The sequence below is a fragment of the Burkholderia sp. NLJ2 genome (assembly GCF_049487195.1).
Taxonomy (GTDB): Bacteria; Pseudomonadota; Gammaproteobacteria; order Burkholderiales; family Burkholderiaceae; genus Burkholderia; species Burkholderia pyrrocinia.
This window is the reverse complement of record NZ_CP137810.1, coordinates 2,676,203-2,694,548: the sequence shown is the minus strand read 5'-3', so window position 1 is coordinate 2,694,548 and position 18,346 is coordinate 2,676,203. Positions and strand designations below refer to the sequence as shown.

Genomic DNA, 18,346 nt, shown 5'->3' with positions numbered 1-18,346 from the left:
CGTTATGATTGCCACATTTCAATGTCTGTGAGCTCTGCCATGACCCTGGACGAAATGCGCCAAGTCATTCGGGACGAACTGGAATCGCTGCGTGCAAGCGGTGCGCGGCGTCAGGATTTGTCATTGCATGCATGCAAGCGTCTATTCTTCGATCTTGGCATCCGGCCGTCGGCCGCCAACGTCCGCGATCTCACCCAAACCGGCAGCGCCAGCGATATCCCGAAAGACATCGACCATTTCTGGGAACGCATCCGTTCTGCATCCAAGATCAGGCTCGACGGTGCGGCAATTCCGAAGGCCGTCGAGGAAAAGGCCGGTGCGCTTCTCGGCGCACTCTATGAAGAAGCGTTGAAAGCGGCGCGCGACAGTCTCGATGGCGATCGCGAGCAGGTTCGCGCCGGCATGGCCGACGCCGAACAGCGGTTGCGCGATGCAACCGTCCGCCATGAGACGCTCGAAAGCGCACTCGCGCGCGGTGAAGCTCGAAACGAGCAATTGCAGGCGCGCGTGACCGAACTCGAGGTTCAGCTCGCGTCGCAGACGACGCACGGTTCGGCAAGTGAAGCGACGTTGCTCACCACAGTTGCCCGACTGGAGAAGGAACTGGCCGCCGCGGCCGGCCGCGTCGACGCCGAACAGGCGCAAAACGCCACGTTGCGCGACCGCATCGATGCGCTTCAGGCCGAATTGCAGCAGCGCACCGAGCACTACGCACAGCAAATCAAGGATGCGGTGGCCGAAGCCGAACGCCGCGTGAAGCCGATGCTGGTCGAGCTCGACTCGCTGCGCAGCATGGCGTCGACCTACCAGAGCGGTTTGCGTGACGTCCAGCGCAAGGAATTCGATTTCCTTCAGCAGCTGAGCTCGGCCAAGGCACGCGCCGACCGGCTCGAAGAACAGTTGCGCAGCCAGAGCGATGAACTGGCACGTGCGACGCGCGACATGAGTTCGTTGCGCGCGAGCCGCGGAATGAATCCGGAAATTGCCGCGCTGATCCGGCGGCTGGCTGATGCCGGGCAACTGGACTCGGATGCGTTTGCAGCGATCGGGACCTCGCTGGATGAGGAGATTCCGGTGCCGGCTCAGTGCCCGCGTTGCGACGGGGAACCGGAGTTGTCGCACGGCGAAGAGGGTTTTGAAGTGGCGTGCCCGGAATGTGAGCATGCGTCGGGCGCGTGGCCGTCCCGGTTCGAAGCCATCGCGCGCTTTGCGCACACCTGACCCGAAGATCGGCCGCACCTGCACAGGTGAGACGATCCGGGACGCTTGAGGTGAGGTTTTTCGGGAGCTGTGAAACGGTGAGGCTGCGCCACGCAAGGCTGCTCACGGATCGTGTCGCGTGAACAGCCGTTTTCCGATCAGTGAGTTTCGTCGCTGTCGGATGCGTCACCGTTGCTGTCGGTGAGGCCGTCGCGCCAGTTTTTCCATGCGCGATGCAGGCGGTTCGACGAGATCGGCCGCATGAAGCCCAGCCATTTGCCGACCCGCTCGGGCGGCACGTCGTTTTCGAACAGTTCGGCCGCGTAGGTATTGCGCAGCGTCTGCGGGCTCGCGCGCGCGGTGCGCGACGACGTGAGCCCGGCCGATTCGACGATCGCGTCGATGGCGCGCAGCATCGTCGCCTTGTGCATCGGCCGCCCGGCATGCGATGCCGGGAATACGAGCTCGCCAGGAATGTCCTGGCGCTTGCGTTCCGTGAGCCACGCTTCGAGCAGCGCGATCGCGAACGAGGCCAGATGGGTTTCGCGCGCGTGATTCGGGTGCGCCGACTGGATCTGCAGCGACGTTCCGCTGGTATCGATGCAACTAATCGTAAGCGCACGCGCTTCGCCGGTTTTGATCCCGGCGCCGAGAAACGCGGCCACGAGTGCGCGGTCGCGCCGCTCTTTCCAGTACGCGGAACGGGATACGCCGATTGGTGAAAACAGATACGCGAGCAATGTCGCGCGTTCGGCCGGCGTCAGGAAACCGGTCGGCTCGTTGTCGCGTGCCTTGCGCCAGTTCGCTTCGCCATCCTGAGCAATGAAACGGGCCGGATTGGTCGATGCGTACTCGGTGCGCCGGATATGGTCGAGCACGCGCTCGATCAGCCGCAGATAGCGCATTCGCTGGGTTTTCCGGATCGGCAACTCGCCGACGAAGTTCGCAATCGTTGCCGTATCGACTGTTGCCAGATTTTTCTGATGCGCGCGCATCCACGTGAGAAACGCGCCCCATTGCGCTCGATAGACGTCGGCCGACGAGCGGCGATAGTCCTGCATGGCCAGCCATGCGTCGAATGCGGCTTCGGGCGACACGATCCAGTCGGATGCACCGCGGTCGAACAGATCCTTTTCTTCCGGGCGTGCAGGAGTGTCGGGAGATGCGGGAAGGGACATGTTATTTATTCCGTTAGTTGCGTATATGGTAGCCCTTTCCGCAACGTGTCGGGCAGCAAGAGGCTGAACAGGCCGCCATGCGCGGCGGTTTGGGGTTTGCAGTCAGTCGCCCCACGCCTTGGACGGGCGGTGAGCGCGCTCGAGAGGCGCGGTGCCGTGCGACGTTGCCGCCGCTTCATACGCGAGAACCGCGAACGAAAAGACGGCGGGCAGCGCGTTCGAGCGCCCGAAGTCGATCGGATCGTCCGTTTCGGGAAACGTCATGTCCGACGGCCGTTCGAACAATTGACGCATGCCGGCCTCGTGCCGGCTGGCAAAGCCGAGATCGGCGAGCGCCTCGGCTTCGATCGCGTGCAGCAGGCGCCACGTCAGCGGGACGCACTGACGGATGTAGCGCCCGGCAATATGGCGAACGATCAGCTCGAGGTCGTGCGCAGCAGCCTTGAAGCTGAGCGCGGCCAAATCTTGTTCTTCTGTCATCGCAGGCTCCTGTCGACCGGAGCGGGCGCCTCGGTGCGCCGGCTCCGGCCCATGCATGGCGGAATGTCCGTATACTGTACAAACATACAGTACTTTCCGCAACTGGCCCTTTGGCCAGCTATACGCGCCGTCAGCGATGTATCACGATCAGCAGTGCTCGCGCTTCGGCCTTGCCGGGATTGCGGATCGCATGCGGCTCGTCGGCCGGGTAGCGTGCCGTGTCGCCGGCCTTCAGGCGCCGGCTGGCCGCCGCGGCTTCGATCTCCATCGCGCCTTGCAGCACGGTGAGGTGCTCGCGCGTGCCGGGTTCGTGCGCGTTCGATACGAGTGCGCCGCCGCCCGGCAGCGTCAGCTCGTACCACTCGAACTTGCCGGCGAGGTCGATCGGGCCCCATACACGGAGCTGGTACCGGCCGTCGTGGCCGGCGAGCGTCGGAATGTCGTGCGGGCCGTCTACACGGATCGTCTCCGGCGCCTTCGGCTGCGAGAACAGCTCGTCGAGCGTGATGCCGAGCGCGTTCGTCAGCCGCCAGGCGACGGCGATCGTCGGGTTGGCCTTGTCGCGCTCGATCTCGGAGAGCATCGATTTCGATACGCCGGCCGCACGCGACAGGTCGTCGAGCGTCAGCTTGCGCTCGTTGCGCAGCCGCTGGATCTGCTCGCCGACGCGCGGCGGCGTGGCGGCCGGCGGTTGCGGTGCGGCGCTGGCAGGCGTGCGCCGCGATCCGGAGGAACTTGCCATTTGGATTCCGTTCGCTTAGAGTTGTTCGGTATTTCGAATTCTAGTTCGGAATATCGGATAAATGCGGTCAACCGAACGACCGACTATAACAGTAGCAGGCCGTTGCGCCGCCGCCACGAGCGGCGCGTTGCGGAATGCGAATCCCTGTCAGGAGCTTTGCGATGCGTGATGCTTTTCTCGCCCAGGTGCGCGGGACGCTCGACCAGATCCGCGCGGACGGTTTTTACAAGACCGAGCGCGAGATCGCGAGTCCCCAGGCGGCGGCCGTGCGGCTCGCCGGAGGTGCCGGCGTGCTCAATTTCTGCGCGAACAACTATCTGGGTCTGGCGAACGATCCGCGCCTGATCGACGCGGCGAAGGCCGGCCTCGACCAGGACGGCTTCGGCATGGCATCGGTGCGCTTCATCTGCGGCACGCAAACCGTGCACAAGCAACTGGAAAGCGCGCTGGCCGCGTTTCTCGGCACCGAGGACAGCATCCTCTACTCGAGCTGCTTCGACGCGAACGGCGGGCTGTTCGAGACGCTGCTCGACGAGAACGACGCGGTGATCAGCGACGAGCTGAACCACGCGAGCATCATCGACGGCATCCGCCTGTGCAAGGCGAAGCGCTTTCGCTACCGGAACAACGACTTGTCCGACCTCGAGGCGAAGCTCAAGGAAGCCGATGCGGCGGGCGCGCGCCACAAGCTGATCGCGACCGACGGCGTGTTCTCGATGGACGGCATCATTGCCGACCTGAAAGGCATCTGCGATCTCGCCGATCGTTACGGTGCGCTCGTGATGGTCGACGATTCGCATGCGGTCGGCTTCATCGGCGCGCACGGCCGCGGCACGCCCGAGCATTGCGGCGTCGAAGGCCGCGTCGACATCATCACGGGCACGCTCGGCAAGGCGCTCGGCGGCGCATCGGGCGGTTATGTCGCCGCGCGCCGCGAGGTCGTCGAACTGCTGCGCCAGCGCTCGCGCCCGTATCTGTTCTCGAACACGCTCACGCCGAGCATCGCCGCGGCATCGCTGAAAGTGCTGGAACTGCTCGGCAGCGACGAAGGCGCGAAGCTGCGCGAGCGCGTGCGCGAGAACGGCGCGCGATTCCGCGAGCAGATGACCGAAGCGGGCTTCACGCTCGTGCCCGGCGCGCATCCGATCATCCCGGTGATGCTCGGCGACGCGCAGCTCGCGACGAACATGGCCGACAAGCTGCTCGCCGAAGGCGTCTACGTGATCGGCTTCTCGTTCCCCGTCGTGCCGCGCGGCCGCGCGCGTATCCGCACGCAGATGAGCGCCGCGCATACGCCCGAACAGATCGACCAGACGGTCGCCGCGTTCGTGCGCGTCGGCAAGTCGCTCGGCATCGTTTGACGGAGGCACGACCATGAAAGCACTGGCAAAGCTCGAACGCGGCCCCGGCCTCACGCTCACGCGCGTGAAGCGTCCCGAAGTCGGCCACAACGACGTGCTGATCAAGATCCGCCGCACGGCGATCTGCGGCACCGACATCCATATCTGGAAGTGGGACGACTGGGCGCAGAAGACGATTCCCGTGCCGATGCACGTCGGTCACGAATATGTCGGCGAGATCGTCGAGATGGGGCAGGAAGTGCGCGGTTTCGCGATCGGCGATCGCGTGTCCGGCGAAGGCCACATCACGTGCGGCTTCTGTCGCAACTGTCGCGCGGGGCGCCGGCATCTGTGCCGCAACACGGTCGGCGTCGGCGTGAACCGCGAAGGCGCGTTCGCCGAGTATCTGGCGATTCCGGCGTTCAACGCGTTCAAGATCCCGCCCGAGATCTCCGACGATCTCGCGTCGATCTTCGATCCGTTCGGTAACGCGACGCACACGGCGCTGTCGTTCAACCTCGTCGGCGAAGATGTGCTGATCACCGGCGCGGGCCCGATCGGCATCATGGCCGTCGCGATCGCGAAGCACGTCGGCGCGCGCAACGTCGTCATCACCGACATCAACGACTACCGGCTGGAACTCGCGCGCAAGATGGGCGCGACGCGCGCGGTCAACGTCGCACGCGAGTCGCTGCGCGACGTGATGGCCGACCTGCACATGACCGAAGGTTTCGACGTCGGTCTCGAGATGTCGGGCGTGCCGAGCGCGTTCACGAGCATGCTCGAGGCGATGAACCATGGCGGCAAGGTCGCGCTGCTCGGCATCCCGCCCGCGCAGACGGCGATCGACTGGAACCAGGTGATCTTCAAGGGGCTCGAGATCAAGGGTATCTACGGCCGCGAGATGTTCGAGACCTGGTACAAGATGGTCGCGATGCTGCAGAGCGGCCTCGACCTGTCGCCGATCATCACGCATCGCTTTGCGGCCGACGATTACGAGAAAGGCTTCGCCGCGATGCTGTCCGGCGAAAGCGGCAAGGTGATTCTCGACTGGACGGCCTGAGTGCCGAAGGGGCAGCGCGGCTTGTCGGTCGCCTGCCCCGCTTTCGTTTGCGGGTGCGTCGTCGAGATCGGAACGCACGAATCCGGGCTTGAGGTGAGATTATTCGGGAGCTGTGTTTGCGCGCCGAATCGCGACGCGATCGCACATCGGTGATTTGCAATCGCAAGTTCGCTTCACCTGTCAGCCCTCGTCTCGCTTCCCCCCATCACGCCATTCGGCGCCTGTTCTGCCTCTTTCGCACGCTTCCCTGCTTCGCTTGTCGAGCAATCGCTCGCTACACATCGTATGCAATGCCGTGCCGAACCAGGGCGTCAACCGTGAGCCGGTGAACCTCGTCACGACTCACTCATACGCCAGGCACTCTGCGTTGAGCGGTGCGCAGACCGCTACTTGTTCTGTTCACCCTTCACCCATCGCGGTTCGAGCTGGAGATTCAACACGACCAGCCAGCGCTTCGGGCACTGCGGGGCAACATCGATCAGATCGCCGTGCGTGCCGGAAACCGTGACGAACCCGTGCTGCGCCGCGTACCGATAGGCGCGCAACGCATCGGCTTGCAGCCAGAAACTGACGAGTGCGCAGGTCACGAAGCGGAACAGCAGCAACGTCGCGGCTTCGGGCACGAAGCCGGCTGCGACCAGCACACCTTCGAACGCGAACGTCAGCGCATGCGCGACCGCGATCGTGACGATCGTCAGCTTCATCGCGCCGCGCAGCCGCAGCGCCGCACGCACGCGTGCCTGCCTGACGGCAAGCTGCGCGCGATCGTCATCGCCATCGTGCTTCGGCACGTCGTGTTTCATGACGCCGCACCGGCTTGCCGCGCAACGTCGATCTGCGCCGTGTCGCAGGCAAGCATGTGGTCGTCCGCGACGCCGACGGATTTGCACAGGATCGCGCTGTCGTAGGTGTGTCCCGGGAAGCGCATCACGTCGACCGGTTGAAATCCTTCGCGACGATAAAAATCGATGAGCCGGACCGCCGCGTACGGCGCGTCGAGTGCGAGGTGCGTCGCGCCGCGCGCGGCCGCCCGCCGTTGCGCGAACGCGAGCAGCGAGCGGCCGATGCCGCGTTCCTGCCAGACGGGATCGACGGCCAGCTGGCCGAGTGTCGCGACGCGCCGGCTGCGATACGGATCGCAGCGCGAATCGGGATCGTGCGAATGCATCGTCATCGTCGCGACCAGATGCGCGTTGCCGAGCGCGACGAAGCACTCGCCGGTGAGTACGCGTTCGCGCGTCGCCGATGCCGGCTGGTCGACGCACGGGCAGTTGAAGCCCAGCGCGCCGAGCGGCGCGAAGGCGCGATGCAGCAGCGCGGTCAGCGTGTCGTACGAATCGCTGCGCGGATCGAAGCGCCGCACCACGACGCGGCCGTCGAGCCGCTTGGCATAAGCCGCATAGGCGCGCGCGGGGCGCGCGGATTCCGGTCGCTGCATGATGTCCTTTCGCCCAGACAGGGTGACCGAAGTGTAGTGAGCGTCGCGTATCCGCTTCAAGAAAAAATGTCGTAAACGCGGCGGGCCTCGCTGCGCGGCGGCCGCGCGGTCAGGCCGCGATTCAGCCCTTTCACCGATATGGACATTTCACACAGGAGTTGACGAGGGAGAACGATCGTTCTACCGTAAACGCATGAACACACCACACGACACTTCCGGCGAACCGGGCGTTCGCGACCGGCTGCTCGACGCGGCCGAAGCGCTGATTTATTCGGGCGGCATCCACGCAACGGGTGTCGACGCGATCGTGAAGCGGTCCGGCGCGGCACGAAAGAGCTTTTATTCGCAGTTCGAATCGAAGGAGGCGCTGGTGGTTGCCGCGCTCGAACGCCGCGACGAGCGCTGGATGCGCTGGTTCGTCGACGCAACCCATGCGCGCGGCAAGGCGCCGCGCGCGCAGTTGCTCGGCATGTTCGACGTGCTGCGCGACTGGTTCGGGCAGCCCGACTTTCATGGCTGCGCTTTCCTGAACGCGTCGGGTGAGATTCCCGACGCCGACGATCCCGTGCGCGTCGTCGCGCGTATGCACAAGGCGCGTCTGCTGGCATTCGTGCGCGAGCGGTTCGATGCGTATGCCGACGAAACGGGAATCGAGCGCCGCGGGCTTGCGCGCATTGCGCGTCAGTGGCTCGTGCTGATCGACGGCGCGATCGGCGTAGCGCTCGTCAGCGGCGATGCAAACGCCGCGCGCGATGCACGCGCGACAGCCGAACTGCTGCTCGACACCGTTTCGCGGTAGTCGGTGCAGCGAATCCGAACCGGCCGCGGGCGTCCGCGGCCAGAACCCTGAACAGGAGCAACTCATGTCAGCTTCCCCCGAAGTCCGTCCGCCCGTTCCGCCTTTTACGCTCGAATCGGCGCGCCAGAAGGTGCGCGCCGCCGAGGATGGGTGGAATACGCGCGACCCGCAGCGCGTGTCGCTCGCCTATACGCCGCAAAGCCAATGGCGCAATCGCGCCGAATTCGTGACCGGCCGCGACGAGATCGTCGGGCTGCTGCAGCGGAAATGGACGCGCGAACTCGACTACCGGCTGATCAAGGAGCTGTGGGCGTTCGGCGGCAATCGCATCGCAGTGCGCTTTGCGTATGAATGGCATGACGATGCAGGCAACTGGTTCCGTTCGTACGGCAACGAAAACTGGGAGTTCGATGAAAACGGCCTGATGGCACATCGTCACGCGTGCATCAACGACCTGCCGATTCGCGAGGAAGATCGTCTTTATCACTGGCCGCTCGGCCGCCGTCCCGACGATCATCCGGGGCTGTCCGATCTCGGGCTGTGACGTTGTCGCCGCGCCTGTTCAGCGGATCGGCGAACGCATCACCTGAGTCCTAAGGTGAGGAAATTCGGGAGGCGGTGCGCTGAAGGTGAGGTTTTTCGGGACCAGGTGGAATGTCGCGTCGGTCTGTGTGCTTTGCGCAGATCGATGCGGCATCGCCCCGGGTAAAGCGGACATGTCGCTCGCGTCGATATCACCTGATGCACGTATCGACACGCGACGGTGTGCTTCACCACGCGATGCATCTCACCGATCGAACCGGTTCGACAATCTGTTGGCAATCGGTGTGCGTGAACGTGATGTGCAACTCACCGATCGAATCGATTTCAACCTGAGTCAGCGCAAGCAGTGCGCGTGGTGGTGTGTCGTTGCTCACCGCTCGACGTCACCACGCACGCATCGGAATCCGTACGGGTGCGCAACAGCATCGTGTGTTGCTCACCGCCGCCTGATTCGTGAAGTCGTTTCCCGGCGCAATCGCTCGCGCCGGGCCTGATCGTCAGCCTGCAATCCGTGCGGCGATCGCCTCGCCCACTTCCTGCGTCCCCGCGTTGCCGCCGAGATCGCGCGTATGCGGCCCGGCGCGCAGCACGTCCTCGATCGCGGCGACGATCGCATCGTGCGCTTCGCGTTCGCGGCCCGCGCCGTTGCCGAGGAAGTCGAGCATCATTGCTGCCGACCAGATCATCGCGACCGGATTCGCGATGTATTGCCCCGCGATGTCGGGCGCGGAGCCGTGCACGGGTTCGAACAGCGACGGAAAGGTGCGGTCGGGGTTCAGGTTCGCCGACGGCGCGATGCCGATCGTGCCCGTACAGGCCGGCCCGAGATCCGACAGGATGTCGCCGAACAGGTTCGATGCGACGACGACGTCGAAGCGGTCCGGCTGCAGCACGAAGCGCGCGCACAGGATGTCGATGTGCTGCTTGTCGACGGCGATTTCGGGATAGCGTTCGGCCATCTCGGCCGCGCGCGCGTCCCACCACGGCATGCTGATCGCGATGCCGTTGCTCTTCGTCGCGACGGTGAGACGCTTCGCGCGCCGCTGCGCGAGCTCGAGCGCGAATTTCAGCACGCGCTCGGTGCCGTGACGCGTGAAGATCGACTGCTGCATCACGACTTCGCGGTCGGTTCCTTCGAACATCGTGCCGCCGACCGACGAATATTCGCCTTCGGTGTTCTCGCGCACGATCATGAAATCGATGTCGCCCGGGCGGCGACCGGCGAGCGGCGACGGCACGCCGTCGAACAGGCGCGCGGGCCGCAGGTTGATGTACTGGTCGAACTCGCGGCGGAATTTCAGCAGCGAGCCCCACAGCGAAATGTGATCGGGCACCGTTGCGGGCCAGCCGACCGCGCCGAACAGGATCGCGTCCATGCCCGACAGTTGCGCCTTCCAGTCGTCCGGCATCATCTTGCCGTGCTGCGCGTAGTAGTCGCAGCTCGCCCAGTCGATCTGTACGAAGTCGAAGCGAATGCCGAAGCGCGCGGTCACGGCGTCGAGCGCGCGCAGGCCCTCGGGCATCACTTCACGGCCGATGCCGTCGCCGGGGATCACGGCAATCCTGTAAGTCCTGTCGGTCATGCAAAGCTCCTTGGCTGGTCGGCCTGCTGCCGGGGATGCAGTGGCCCGTCACGCCATTCTATTTATTTCCATTCGGATTAGAATCGTGCGAAAGGTTAATCGACTTTCCACGAATCGTGAACAAATCACCGAACCTCGACGACCTGCGCGTGTTCAGCCTGGTCGTCCGCCTGACGAGCTTCAGCGCGGCCGCCGAGCAGCTTGCGGTGTCGCCCGCCTATGTCAGCAAGCGCATTGCGCTGCTCGAGGCGCAGCTCGGCACACGCCTGCTGCACCGGTCGACGCGCCGCGTGACGGTCACGGAAGCCGGCGAACGCGTGTTCGCGCGCGCCGAGAAGATTCTCGACGACGTCGATCATCTCGTCGAGGACGTGTCGACGACGCGCACGGTGCCGCGCGGCACGCTGCGCATGTCGAGCAGCTTCGGCTTCGGCCGGCACGTCGTCGCGCCGGCGCTGCTCGACTTCTCGGCACGCTATCCGCAACTGAACGTGCGGCTCGATCTGTTCGACCGGCTCGTCGACGTCGCGGGCGAAGGCTACGACCTCGACGTGCGCATCGGCGACGAAATCTCCGATCACCTGATCGCGCGCCGCCTCGCCGCGAACTACCGCGTGCTGTGCGCGTCGCCCGACTATCTCGCACGACGCGGCACGCCGCGTTCGCTCGCGGATCTCGCGTCGCACGACTGTCTCGCGATCAAGGAGCGCGATCACCCGTTCGGTGTCTGGCGGCTGAACGTGCGCGGCGAAACGGCCACGGTGAAGGTTGGCGGCGCACTGTCGACGAACCACGGCGAGGTGGCCGTGCAATGGGCGCTGGCCGGGCGCGGGATCGTGTTGCGCTCGATCTGGGAAGCCGGGCCGCTGATCGAACGCGGCGCGTTGTGCCGCGTGCTGCCGGACGCGATCCAGCCCGCGAACATCTGGGCGGTTTATCCGGAACGCGTCGCGGCGTCGGCGAAAGTGCGCGTGTGCGTGGATTTTCTGGTGGAGACGCTGGCCGGCCTGAATGCCGCAGCGGGTGACGATACGGCCTGAGAACGGCCAAAGGTGAGCTTTTACGGGAAGATGAACCGCGCGTGACCGGCCAGGCGCGCAAAGTCGAAACGTGAGACGCGCGACGTCGTGCCAATCACCATTGAACTTGCGCGACGACGGCGCCGATCTGTTCGCTTGTCACAGCCGGTTGTCCTTCGCCAGCGTCAGCACGCGCGCCCAGCGCTGCGCATCGCGCTTGTCCGTCATCGGCAGCTTCCATTCGCTGCGCACCGCGTCGCGCACGCGCACGACGAGATGCCAGCGGCCGCCGATCGGCGCGGCCTGGCAGCCGTCGAGCTGCGACAGCGTATAACGACCGTCCGCGCCGTCGTGCGACAGCCACAGCAGCCCTTGCGTCGCGGACACACGCAACTCGCCCCATGCGCGATGCACGATGTGCGTCCAGCCTTCTTCCCGGGTATTCGGTGCGATGTCGCGGCGGCGCTTGATCCACCACGCGACCAGCGCGCTCAGGATCGCGGCGGCGAGCACGGCGGCCGCGATCGCGACCGGCTGCCCGAACTGCGCGGCGATGACGTGAAACAGGTGAACCGCGCCCCATCCCAATGCGATGAGCGCGAACAGTGCGATGAAAATCGGCATGTCGAATCGGAGAAGAGGACGGACCGGCGCACGCATCGCGCCGGTCCGTCGCACCCGGCATCACCGGCGGCGGTGAATGTCGTGCGTCACGAAGCCCGCGTCGTTGTTGGGCAGCGCGAGGCCGTCCTTCACTGCGAGCGTCTTGCGGATGTCGTCGAGCCCTGCGGACCAGTGGTCGCGCATCGTCGACAGACCGAACTGATAGTCCTTGTAGTGATGCTCGTACGCCTTCTGCTGATAGATCAGGTGCTGGATGTTGTACTTCTTCCCGCTCGACATCGCGTCGGCCTCGACGCACCACGGGTCGTTCTTGCGCTGCTCTTCCGGCACCTGCTCGAGCACGTGGCGCAGCACGTTGCGGTAGCGCTGTTCGCGCTGCAGCGTATCGGTGACGAAACGCGTGCGGCTCGAATACTGCACGTCCTTCGTGCGTTCGGCGACGTCGGCCATCGTGCGCGGCAGCGGCCCGCGCGCGCTCCACAGATCGACCTGGAACGCGAGCGTGTCGCGGCGCGGCCGTGAGCGGAGCACTTCCATCAGCGGCGTGTTCGACACGACGCCGCCGTCCCAGTAATACTCGCCGTCGATCTCGACCGGCGGGAACGCGGGCGGCAGCGCACCGGACGCCATGAAATGCTCGGGCGCGAGACGGATGCGCGAGTTGTCGAAGTACACGAAGTTGCCGGTGCCGACGTTGACCGCGCCGACCGAAATGCGCGTCTCGCCCGAATTGATCCGGTCGAAGTCGCACAGTTTCAGCAGCGTCGTGCGCAGCGCCGACGTGTCGTACCAGCTGATCTTTTCCGGATGGTCCGACACGCCCGGCAGCGGCGGCGGGAAGCGCGGCGAGAAGAAGCCCTGCTGGCCCTGCATCATCGCGCTTGCAGCCTGCGACGCGGTGAAGAACGTGCGGATCTGGTCGATGCTGTTGAACAGCGCGAATTCGAACGCGGCCGGAATCGCCGGAAAGAACGCCGGCTGGCAGATCGTTTCCCAGAACTCGCGCAGCCGCTCGACGCGATGCTCGGGCGCATTGCCGGCGATCAGCGCGGTGTTGAGCGCGCCGATCGAGATGCCCGCGATCCAGTCGAGCGGAATGCCCGCCTCGTGCAGCCCTTCGAACACGCCGGCCTGATACGCGCCGAGCGCGCCGCCGCCCTGCAGGACGAGCGCGATCGTTTCGTACGGCAATGACCGCGCGGCGGTCGGCGCGCCGGCTTCGTGCAGGTCTGTCTCATCGACGGCCTGCTTTTCTGTTCGGGCGTGCGGTTTCATCAGTTGCTCCGAGAAATCCCGCCATCGATGGCGGAGAGGAAAGGCATGCCGTCGACAGACGGCGCGCCATCGTTTGAATGACCGGTATGATTCTTGTCTGCCGCTACCGGGTTCCGATGCGAACGTGCATCGCCAGGTGTGGGAATCGCCTCCCTTTAGGGAGGCGAGGACGTTACTGCATGAACCAGCCGTGGCTGACGACGAACGACTGGCCCGTCAGCGCAGCGCTCGGGAACGCCGACAGGAACAGCACCGTCTGCGCGACGTCCTGCACCGTCGTGAACACGCCGTCGACCGTGTTGCCGAGCATCACCTTCTTCACCACTTCCTCTTCACTGATCCCGAGCTCCTTCGCCTGCTCCGGAATCTGCTTGTCGACCAGTGGCGTGCGCACGAAGCCCGGACACACGACGTGCGAGCGCACGTTGTGCTTCGCGCCTTCCTTCGCGAGCACCCGTGCGAGGCCGAGCAGCCCGTGCTTGGCCGTCACGTACGCGGACTTCAGCGGCGACGCTTCGTGCGAGTGCACCGAACCCATGTAGATCACGACGCCGCCGCGATCGTCCTTGTACATGTGCTTGAGCGCGGCCTTCGTCGTCAGGAACGCGCCGTCGACGTGGATTGCCTGCATCTTCTTCCAGTCGGAGAACGCGTAGTTCTCGATCGGGTTGACGATCTGGATGCCCGCGTTCGACACGAGGATGTCGACCGAGCCGAACGTTTCGGCGACCTTGTCGATGCCGCTGTTCACGGCTTCCTCGTTCGTCACGTCCATCGCGACGCCGATCGCCTTGCCGCCTGCCTTGTTGATCTCGTCGGCGACCGCATTTGCGCCGTCCTGGTTCAGGTCGGCGATCGCGACGGCCGCGCCCGCTTTCGCGAGCTCGAGTGCGATTTCCTTGCCGATGCCGCTCGCGGCGCCCGTGACGACTGCGGTCTTGCCATTCAGGTTGCTCATTTCGAATTCCCGTGGTGAAAGGTTTGACAGGGAGAAAGGACTGCGGACGTGTTACTGAGCCAGGTAATCGTAGACGACTTCGCCGAGGCCGAGCGTCAAATCTGCGACGAGGTGCCGGGCTTCGACGATCTCGAGCACGGGCAGGTCGGCTACCGGCGCGAGCGCGTGCGGCGCCAGCTCGAGCGATGCGGGGCCCGTCCACGCGCCCTTCATCTTGATGTCCTGCAAGTAGTAGCGCACGAGTTCGCACACGCGTGCGGTGCCGTCGACGTGCGGAATGATCTTCAGCAGGAAATTGGGGCCGGCGAGGCGCTTGGTCTGCTCGGCGATGTCGAGTTCCTTGTGCTTGTAGCCCATCGTGCCGGTCGCGACGCGCACCTTGCCGTAGTCGAGCGTGCCGAGGAGGTGATCGGTGTTCACGTGCAGCGTGGGCGATGCGAGCTTCTTCGGGAAGCCCCACAGCTCGCGGCCGCCGGCGATCGGCGGGTGATCGTCGAGATACATCGCGAGCGTGTAGCCGCCCGGCTGGCCGTTGTATTCGACGGGAATCACCTGGCCGCTTTCGGTGTAGTCGCCGAACCCGGTCGAATCGGCCATGCGGATGAATTCGTAATGCACGAGCGGCTCGGTGACCTGCAGCGGCTCGGGGACAATTTCGCGGAGACGGTCCGGATCGGTGCGATACGTGATGATCAGAAACTCACGGTCGACGAAACGGTACGGGCCCATCGGGAAGGCAGGGCTGGTCAACGGCATCGCAAACGCTTTCGATCGGACATCGCTGGGTTTCATGCGGACTCCTTGTTGTTGATCGCTTCGTGGATGAGTGCTCGTAATCGTATGCCTGTGCGTTGCCGTTGTGCGATGCCGCATCTGGAATTAATTGTTGCCGATTTCGAGGAATTTACCGCGTAAATATTGAGACGAACGACGCAAACGGCCTGGATGGCGCCCGGCGCCCCGAGGTTCGCACGCGTCGATGACGCCACGATGTGAAAAAGGTGAGTCTTTACGGGATGTCAGGTGAGCCTTTCCGGGAAACGGTCGCGCTGGAATATGACAATTTCGTGAACTTGTGTTGCACTGCAGGCTCTAAGTGCGTTCGCCGCGGCGGTCGCGCCCTGCCCGCAGGCCAGCCGCATTAAGCATCGCTTAAGCGGGCGCGCCCTAGCATCGTTCCTGTCCGACCGGGTAACCGGTCGAATCTTTACGTCCCACGCAACCGGATTCATGCAGAACCTCAATCTCGCCCTTTTTTCCGCCCTCAACGCCGGGCATGCGCCGCAGCCGGGCGTGGCCCGCCTTGCCGTCTTCGCCGCCGACTGGCTCGTCTATGCGCTGCCCGCGATGCTGCTGCTGACCTGGATCTTCGGCACGCGCCCGACGCGGCGCCAGGCGATCGAAGCCGGCGTCGGCGTCTGCGTGGCGATCGCGCTCGCGCAGGTGCTCGGACATGTCTGGTTCTCGCCGCGGCCGTTCATGGCCGGCGTCGGTACGCAACTGATTCCGCACGCGCCGGACAGCTCGTTTCCGAGCGATCACATGACGTTCGCATGGAGCATGGCGGTCGGCCTGATGCTCGGCGGCACGACCCGGCTCACCGGGTTCGTGATGGCTGCGATGGCCGTGGCGATTGCGTGGGGGCGTATCTATGCGGGCGTGCACTGGCCGTTCGACATGGCGGGCGGCGTGCTGGTCGGCACGGCCGGCGCACTGGCCGCGCACCTGTACGGGCAACGCGTGACCGCGCTGCTCGAACGATTCGGCGATTCGGTGCACGCGGTCGTGATGGGGCGCCGGCACGCGCCTTAAGCGGAAGGAAGCCGGGCAGGACGCCGTCAGCCGGGAGAGCCGGGCGTGCGGGCCGATTCGGCCGACGTGGACGGGCCGCCACCCGCATCGTGCAGTTCGGGCGTATCGGCCGGGTGCTGCGCGGCGTCGCGCTCAAGGGCGCTTTCCTTCAGGATCGCGCACATCGCGACGAACAGCGCGAGTACGACCGCGGCGAGGCCGCAATAGCCGGCGATCTTCAGGTTGCGAAGGAAAGGCGAAGCGTGGCTTTCTTTTGTCATGACCGGGCGCTCCTGGGCGGGCTGCGGCGGCTGTCGCCCGACAGCGGCGTCGCAAACATACATATATACCAGCCGCGATCTCGATGCCAAGCCCGTCGGTGCGCAGGCGCCACGGTTGCATCACCTGTCCCCCGCCGGCGGGGTGCCCGTCAGCCGGGTATCAGTCAGCCGGATGCCCGTCGCCGGATGCCCGTACGCATCAATCTTCCAGCGTTTCGTGCACGGCCGCCGCGCCGCGCTTCCAGTAGGCCGCCGCGCGGATGCGCGACTTGTCGACACCGCGCTCGCCGGTCAGGTGCTGACGCACCGCGCGCATCGACAGCGCTTCGCCGGCCGCCCACACGTAGCCGTCGCCGGACGGCGGCAGCGGCAGGTCGCGAACCGCCTTCAGCAGCACGTCGCCGTCCGCCGCGTCGGCTTCCGCGCGGAAGCGCCAGATTTCATGCACGTCGGCGCGCGTATCGAACGCGATCTGCGCGGTGCGATCCGCGACTTCCAGCACGACCGCCGCGCGCGCACCGGCCGGCAGTTCCTCGAGACGCCGTGCGACTGCCGGCAGTGCCGTATCGTCGCCGATCAGCAGATGCCAGTCGAAACCGGTCGGGACGACGAACGAACCGCGCGGCCCGCCGATACCCAGCCATTGGCCGACACGTGCCTGCGCAGCCCACTGCGATGCGGGGCCCGGATGGTTCAGCACGAATTCCAGATCCAGTTCGCATGCGGCGCGGTCGAAGCGGCGCGGCGTGAAGTCGCGCGCGACCGGCTTCGGTTCGCCTTCGGGAAACTCGGGGCCGTTCGCGCCGAGCGTCGGCATCGCGGGCCGTTCGGCGCCGGGCGGCGGGAAAAACACCTTCACGTGATCATCGAACGACGCGGATTCGAAATCCGCGAGATCGGGGCCGCCGAGCGTGACGCGCAGCAGATGCGGCGTCACGGCATGCACGCGCAGGACCTGCAGCAGGCGGAACTTGAGGGTATGGCGCACGCGCGTCACGGTGCGCTCGGATGTGTTCTGCATCAATCCGTTCTCCTTGGGTTTGACGGGGCGGCGCGGATTACGCGCCGGTGCCGCCTTCGATTTCGGCCGTCGCGCGGCGCATGATGGCCGCGATGCGGCGCTGTTCGTCGGGGCCGGCTGCGCTCTTGTGCAGCAGCGCCCGCTTGAGCGCGACGCGCGCCTCGACGAACTCCGGCAGCCAGCCGGCTTGCGATTCGTCCTGCGCATCGTTGCCCGCCGATTCCCCGGCGAACGCGCGGCGCATGAATTCCATCTTGCGGGCGAGGTGCGTGAGGCGCGCGAACAGCGTGTCGACGCGTTCGCGCTGTGCGTCGAGATGCGCGCGGCCGGCGTCGGTCAGCGCATAGCGCTTGCGGTTGCCTTCCGCCTGCGATACGACGAAGCCGACTTCTTCGAGATATGTGAGCGCCGGATACACCATGCCGGGGCTCGGGCTGTAGAAACCGTTCGAACGCGTGTCGAGCGCCTTGATCAGCTCGTAGCCGTGGCTCGGCTGCTCGGCGACCAGCGCGAGCAGCAGCAGTTGGAGATCGTCGGAGCTGAACTGGCGGCCGCGCGGCATGCCGTCGTCGCCGAAATCGCCAAAGCCGCCGCGCCCGCCACGGCCGCCGAACGGGCCGCCACCGAACGGATCGTGGCCGCGACGGTGTCGGCCGATCGCGTACCAGAGACCGGCGAACCAGTCAGGGCGGGCATGCTCACCATGACCGTCACATCGGGCATGGCCGCGGGAGGGGTTGTGTCGCATGATCGTGTCCTATATGTCGTAAAACATATCTAAAGATATATATCGAAAGATAGGTCGTCAAGGGGATTTATGTGGGGTGCGATGGGGCGGATGGCGGCCGGTTGCCTGCGATGAGGATTCCTGTCGATGCGTTCCATCAACCTCTTTGGCGAGTCGATCGGACGGGCGGACGTTCGCCGCAAGGTCTGATTTCGCCATTGCTGCGAAGCCATGCCGCCCCGCATTCACCTTCCGATGACATTGCGAGAAACGCTCCATAGCGC

At 65.4% G+C, this 18,346-nt stretch carries 20 protein-coding genes; 7 read left to right on the top strand and 13 right to left on the bottom strand.

What is annotated here, in order from left to right:
* Nucleotides 1-39: 39 nt before the first annotated feature.
* The gene (locus R9B84_RS34590) at nt 40-1,221 is read left to right on the top strand and encodes a DNA-binding protein (RefSeq protein WP_423761877.1); all 1,182 of its coding nucleotides are present in this window, start codon (nt 40-42) and stop codon (nt 1,219-1,221) included.
* A 137-nt stretch (nt 1,222-1,358) separates the two neighbouring features.
* On the opposite strand, the gene R9B84_RS34585 is transcribed toward R9B84_RS34590, so the two are convergent.
* From R9B84_RS34585 to R9B84_RS34575, 3 genes are all read right to left on the bottom strand, one after another.
* The gene (locus R9B84_RS34585; protein WP_423761876.1) at nt 1,359-2,378 is read right to left on the bottom strand and encodes a tyrosine-type recombinase/integrase; all 1,020 of its coding nucleotides are present in this window, start codon (nt 2,376-2,378) and stop codon (nt 1,359-1,361) included.
* A gap of 102 nt (nt 2,379-2,480) precedes the next feature.
* The gene (locus R9B84_RS34580) at nt 2,481-2,858 is read right to left on the bottom strand and encodes a DUF2471 family protein (RefSeq protein ID WP_423761875.1); all 378 of its coding nucleotides are present in this window, start codon (nt 2,856-2,858) and stop codon (nt 2,481-2,483) included.
* A 130-nt stretch (nt 2,859-2,988) separates the two neighbouring features.
* Nucleotides 2,989-3,600 carry a helix-turn-helix domain-containing protein gene (locus R9B84_RS34575; RefSeq protein WP_069749454.1) on the bottom strand — a complete coding sequence of 204 codons (612 nt, stop codon included), beginning with the start codon at nt 3,598-3,600 and terminating at the stop codon, nt 2,989-2,991.
* 161 nt (nt 3,601-3,761) lie between these two features.
* Between R9B84_RS34575 and R9B84_RS34570 the strand changes: the two genes are divergently transcribed.
* Together R9B84_RS34570 and tdh are read left to right on the top strand one after the other, a co-directional pair.
* The gene (locus R9B84_RS34570) at nt 3,762-4,961 is read left to right on the top strand and encodes a glycine C-acetyltransferase (protein WP_423761874.1); all 1,200 of its coding nucleotides are present in this window, start codon (nt 3,762-3,764) and stop codon (nt 4,959-4,961) included.
* A 13-nt stretch (nt 4,962-4,974) separates the two neighbouring features.
* The gene (gene tdh, locus R9B84_RS34565) at nt 4,975-6,003 is read left to right on the top strand and encodes an L-threonine 3-dehydrogenase (protein ID WP_047902093.1); all 1,029 of its coding nucleotides are present in this window, start codon (nt 4,975-4,977) and stop codon (nt 6,001-6,003) included.
* 386 nt (nt 6,004-6,389) lie between these two features.
* Here the strand turns inward: tdh and R9B84_RS34560 are convergent, their stop codons facing one another.
* Nucleotides 6,390-6,806: a hypothetical protein gene (locus R9B84_RS34560; protein WP_423761873.1), complete on the bottom strand. Its 417-nt coding sequence runs from the start codon at nt 6,804-6,806 to the stop codon at nt 6,390-6,392.
* Nucleotides 6,803-7,441 carry a GNAT family N-acetyltransferase gene (locus R9B84_RS34555; RefSeq protein ID WP_423761872.1) on the bottom strand — a complete coding sequence of 213 codons (639 nt, stop codon included), beginning with the start codon at nt 7,439-7,441 and terminating at the stop codon, nt 6,803-6,805. The genes R9B84_RS34560 and R9B84_RS34555 overlap by 4 nt, the downstream gene beginning before the upstream one ends.
* Before the next feature lie 193 nt (nt 7,442-7,634).
* Here R9B84_RS34555 and R9B84_RS34550 point away from each other — a divergent pair, with 193 nt between their 5' ends.
* Nucleotides 7,635-8,240 carry a TetR/AcrR family transcriptional regulator gene (locus R9B84_RS34550; protein ID WP_047902090.1) on the top strand — a complete coding sequence of 202 codons (606 nt, stop codon included), beginning with the start codon at nt 7,635-7,637 and terminating at the stop codon, nt 8,238-8,240.
* 64 nt (nt 8,241-8,304) lie between these two features.
* Nucleotides 8,305-8,784: a DUF1348 family protein gene (locus R9B84_RS34545; protein WP_096475497.1), complete on the top strand. Its 480-nt coding sequence runs from the start codon at nt 8,305-8,307 to the stop codon at nt 8,782-8,784.
* Between the two features lie 496 nt (nt 8,785-9,280).
* Here the strand turns inward: R9B84_RS34545 and R9B84_RS34540 are convergent, their stop codons facing one another.
* Nucleotides 9,281-10,366, bottom strand: a complete 1,086-nt coding sequence (locus R9B84_RS34540) for a tartrate dehydrogenase (protein ID WP_423761871.1) — start codon at nt 10,364-10,366, stop codon at nt 9,281-9,283.
* 116 nt (nt 10,367-10,482) lie between these two features.
* Here R9B84_RS34540 and R9B84_RS34535 point away from each other — a divergent pair, with 116 nt between their 5' ends.
* On the top strand, nt 10,483-11,406 hold the full coding sequence (locus R9B84_RS34535; RefSeq protein WP_423761870.1) for a LysR substrate-binding domain-containing protein: 924 nt from the start codon (nt 10,483-10,485) through the stop codon (nt 11,404-11,406).
* A gap of 138 nt (nt 11,407-11,544) precedes the next feature.
* Here the strand turns inward: R9B84_RS34535 and R9B84_RS34530 are convergent, their stop codons facing one another.
* From R9B84_RS34530 to R9B84_RS34515, 4 genes are all read right to left on the bottom strand, one after another.
* Nucleotides 11,545-12,009: a signal peptide protein gene (locus tag R9B84_RS34530; RefSeq protein WP_423761869.1), complete on the bottom strand. Its 465-nt coding sequence runs from the start codon at nt 12,007-12,009 to the stop codon at nt 11,545-11,547.
* 60 nt (nt 12,010-12,069) lie between these two features.
* Nucleotides 12,070-13,284 carry a patatin-like phospholipase family protein gene (locus tag R9B84_RS34525; protein WP_423761868.1) on the bottom strand — a complete coding sequence of 405 codons (1,215 nt, stop codon included), beginning with the start codon at nt 13,282-13,284 and terminating at the stop codon, nt 12,070-12,072.
* Nucleotides 13,285-13,456: 172 nt separating this feature from the next.
* Nucleotides 13,457-14,242, bottom strand: coding sequence for a 3-hydroxybutyrate dehydrogenase (locus tag R9B84_RS34520; RefSeq protein ID WP_096475490.1), 786 nt, complete (start codon nt 14,240-14,242; stop codon nt 13,457-13,459).
* A gap of 51 nt (nt 14,243-14,293) precedes the next feature.
* Nucleotides 14,294-15,034 carry an acetoacetate decarboxylase gene (locus tag R9B84_RS34515; RefSeq protein WP_423761867.1) on the bottom strand — a complete coding sequence of 247 codons (741 nt, stop codon included), beginning with the start codon at nt 15,032-15,034 and terminating at the stop codon, nt 14,294-14,296.
* Between the two features lie 438 nt (nt 15,035-15,472).
* Between R9B84_RS34515 and R9B84_RS34510 the strand changes: the two genes are divergently transcribed.
* Nucleotides 15,473-16,054, top strand: coding sequence for an undecaprenyl-diphosphatase (locus tag R9B84_RS34510; protein ID WP_423761866.1), 582 nt, complete (start codon nt 15,473-15,475; stop codon nt 16,052-16,054).
* A gap of 26 nt (nt 16,055-16,080) precedes the next feature.
* Here R9B84_RS34510 and R9B84_RS34505 read toward each other — a convergent pair whose 3' ends face one another.
* From R9B84_RS34505 to R9B84_RS34495, 3 genes are all read right to left on the bottom strand, one after another.
* Nucleotides 16,081-16,314, bottom strand: coding sequence for a hypothetical protein (locus tag R9B84_RS34505; RefSeq protein ID WP_423761865.1), 234 nt, complete (start codon nt 16,312-16,314; stop codon nt 16,081-16,083).
* A gap of 199 nt (nt 16,315-16,513) precedes the next feature.
* The gene (locus R9B84_RS34500; RefSeq protein WP_423761864.1) at nt 16,514-17,335 is read right to left on the bottom strand and encodes a siderophore-interacting protein; all 822 of its coding nucleotides are present in this window, start codon (nt 17,333-17,335) and stop codon (nt 16,514-16,516) included.
* Nucleotides 17,336-17,372: 37 nt separating this feature from the next.
* On the bottom strand, nt 17,373-18,083 hold the full coding sequence (locus R9B84_RS34495) for a PadR family transcriptional regulator (protein WP_423761863.1): 711 nt from the start codon (nt 18,081-18,083) through the stop codon (nt 17,373-17,375).
* Nucleotides 18,084-18,346 lie beyond the last annotated feature (263 nt).

Excerpts from the sequence above, each read along its gene's own strand:
- R9B84_RS34590 (WP_423761877.1), top strand. The coding sequence starts at position 40 with ATGACCCTGGACGAAATGCGCCAAGTCATTCGGGACGAACTGGAATCG.
- R9B84_RS34585 (WP_423761876.1), bottom strand. The coding sequence starts at position 2,378 with ATGTCCCTTCCCGCATCTCCCGACACTCCTGCACGCCCGGAAGAAAAG.
- R9B84_RS34580 (WP_423761875.1), bottom strand. The coding sequence starts at position 2,858 with ATGACAGAAGAACAAGATTTGGCCGCGCTCAGCTTCAAGGCTGCTGCG.
- R9B84_RS34575 (WP_069749454.1), bottom strand. The coding sequence starts at position 3,600 with ATGGCAAGTTCCTCCGGATCGCGGCGCACGCCTGCCAGCGCCGCACCG.
- R9B84_RS34570 (WP_423761874.1), top strand. The coding sequence starts at position 3,762 with ATGCGTGATGCTTTTCTCGCCCAGGTGCGCGGGACGCTCGACCAGATC.
- tdh (WP_047902093.1), top strand. The coding sequence starts at position 4,975 with ATGAAAGCACTGGCAAAGCTCGAACGCGGCCCCGGCCTCACGCTCACG.
- R9B84_RS34560 (WP_423761873.1), bottom strand. The coding sequence starts at position 6,806 with ATGAAACACGACGTGCCGAAGCACGATGGCGATGACGATCGCGCGCAG.
- R9B84_RS34555 (WP_423761872.1), bottom strand. The coding sequence starts at position 7,441 with ATGCAGCGACCGGAATCCGCGCGCCCCGCGCGCGCCTATGCGGCTTAT.
- R9B84_RS34550 (WP_047902090.1), top strand. The coding sequence starts at position 7,635 with ATGAACACACCACACGACACTTCCGGCGAACCGGGCGTTCGCGACCGG.
- R9B84_RS34545 (WP_096475497.1), top strand. The coding sequence starts at position 8,305 with ATGTCAGCTTCCCCCGAAGTCCGTCCGCCCGTTCCGCCTTTTACGCTC.
- R9B84_RS34540 (WP_423761871.1), bottom strand. The coding sequence starts at position 10,366 with ATGACCGACAGGACTTACAGGATTGCCGTGATCCCCGGCGACGGCATC.
- R9B84_RS34530 (WP_423761869.1), bottom strand. The coding sequence starts at position 12,009 with ATGCCGATTTTCATCGCACTGTTCGCGCTCATCGCATTGGGATGGGGC.
- R9B84_RS34525 (WP_423761868.1), bottom strand. The coding sequence starts at position 13,284 with ATGAAACCGCACGCCCGAACAGAAAAGCAGGCCGTCGATGAGACAGAC.
- R9B84_RS34520 (WP_096475490.1), bottom strand. The coding sequence starts at position 14,242 with ATGAGCAACCTGAATGGCAAGACCGCAGTCGTCACGGGCGCCGCGAGC.
- R9B84_RS34515 (WP_423761867.1), bottom strand. The coding sequence starts at position 15,034 with ATGAAACCCAGCGATGTCCGATCGAAAGCGTTTGCGATGCCGTTGACC.
- R9B84_RS34510 (WP_423761866.1), top strand. The coding sequence starts at position 15,473 with ATGCAGAACCTCAATCTCGCCCTTTTTTCCGCCCTCAACGCCGGGCAT.
- R9B84_RS34505 (WP_423761865.1), bottom strand. The coding sequence starts at position 16,314 with ATGACAAAAGAAAGCCACGCTTCGCCTTTCCTTCGCAACCTGAAGATC.
- R9B84_RS34500 (WP_423761864.1), bottom strand. The coding sequence starts at position 17,335 with ATGCAGAACACATCCGAGCGCACCGTGACGCGCGTGCGCCATACCCTC.
- R9B84_RS34495 (WP_423761863.1), bottom strand. The coding sequence starts at position 18,083 with ATGCGACACAACCCCTCCCGCGGCCATGCCCGATGTGACGGTCATGGT.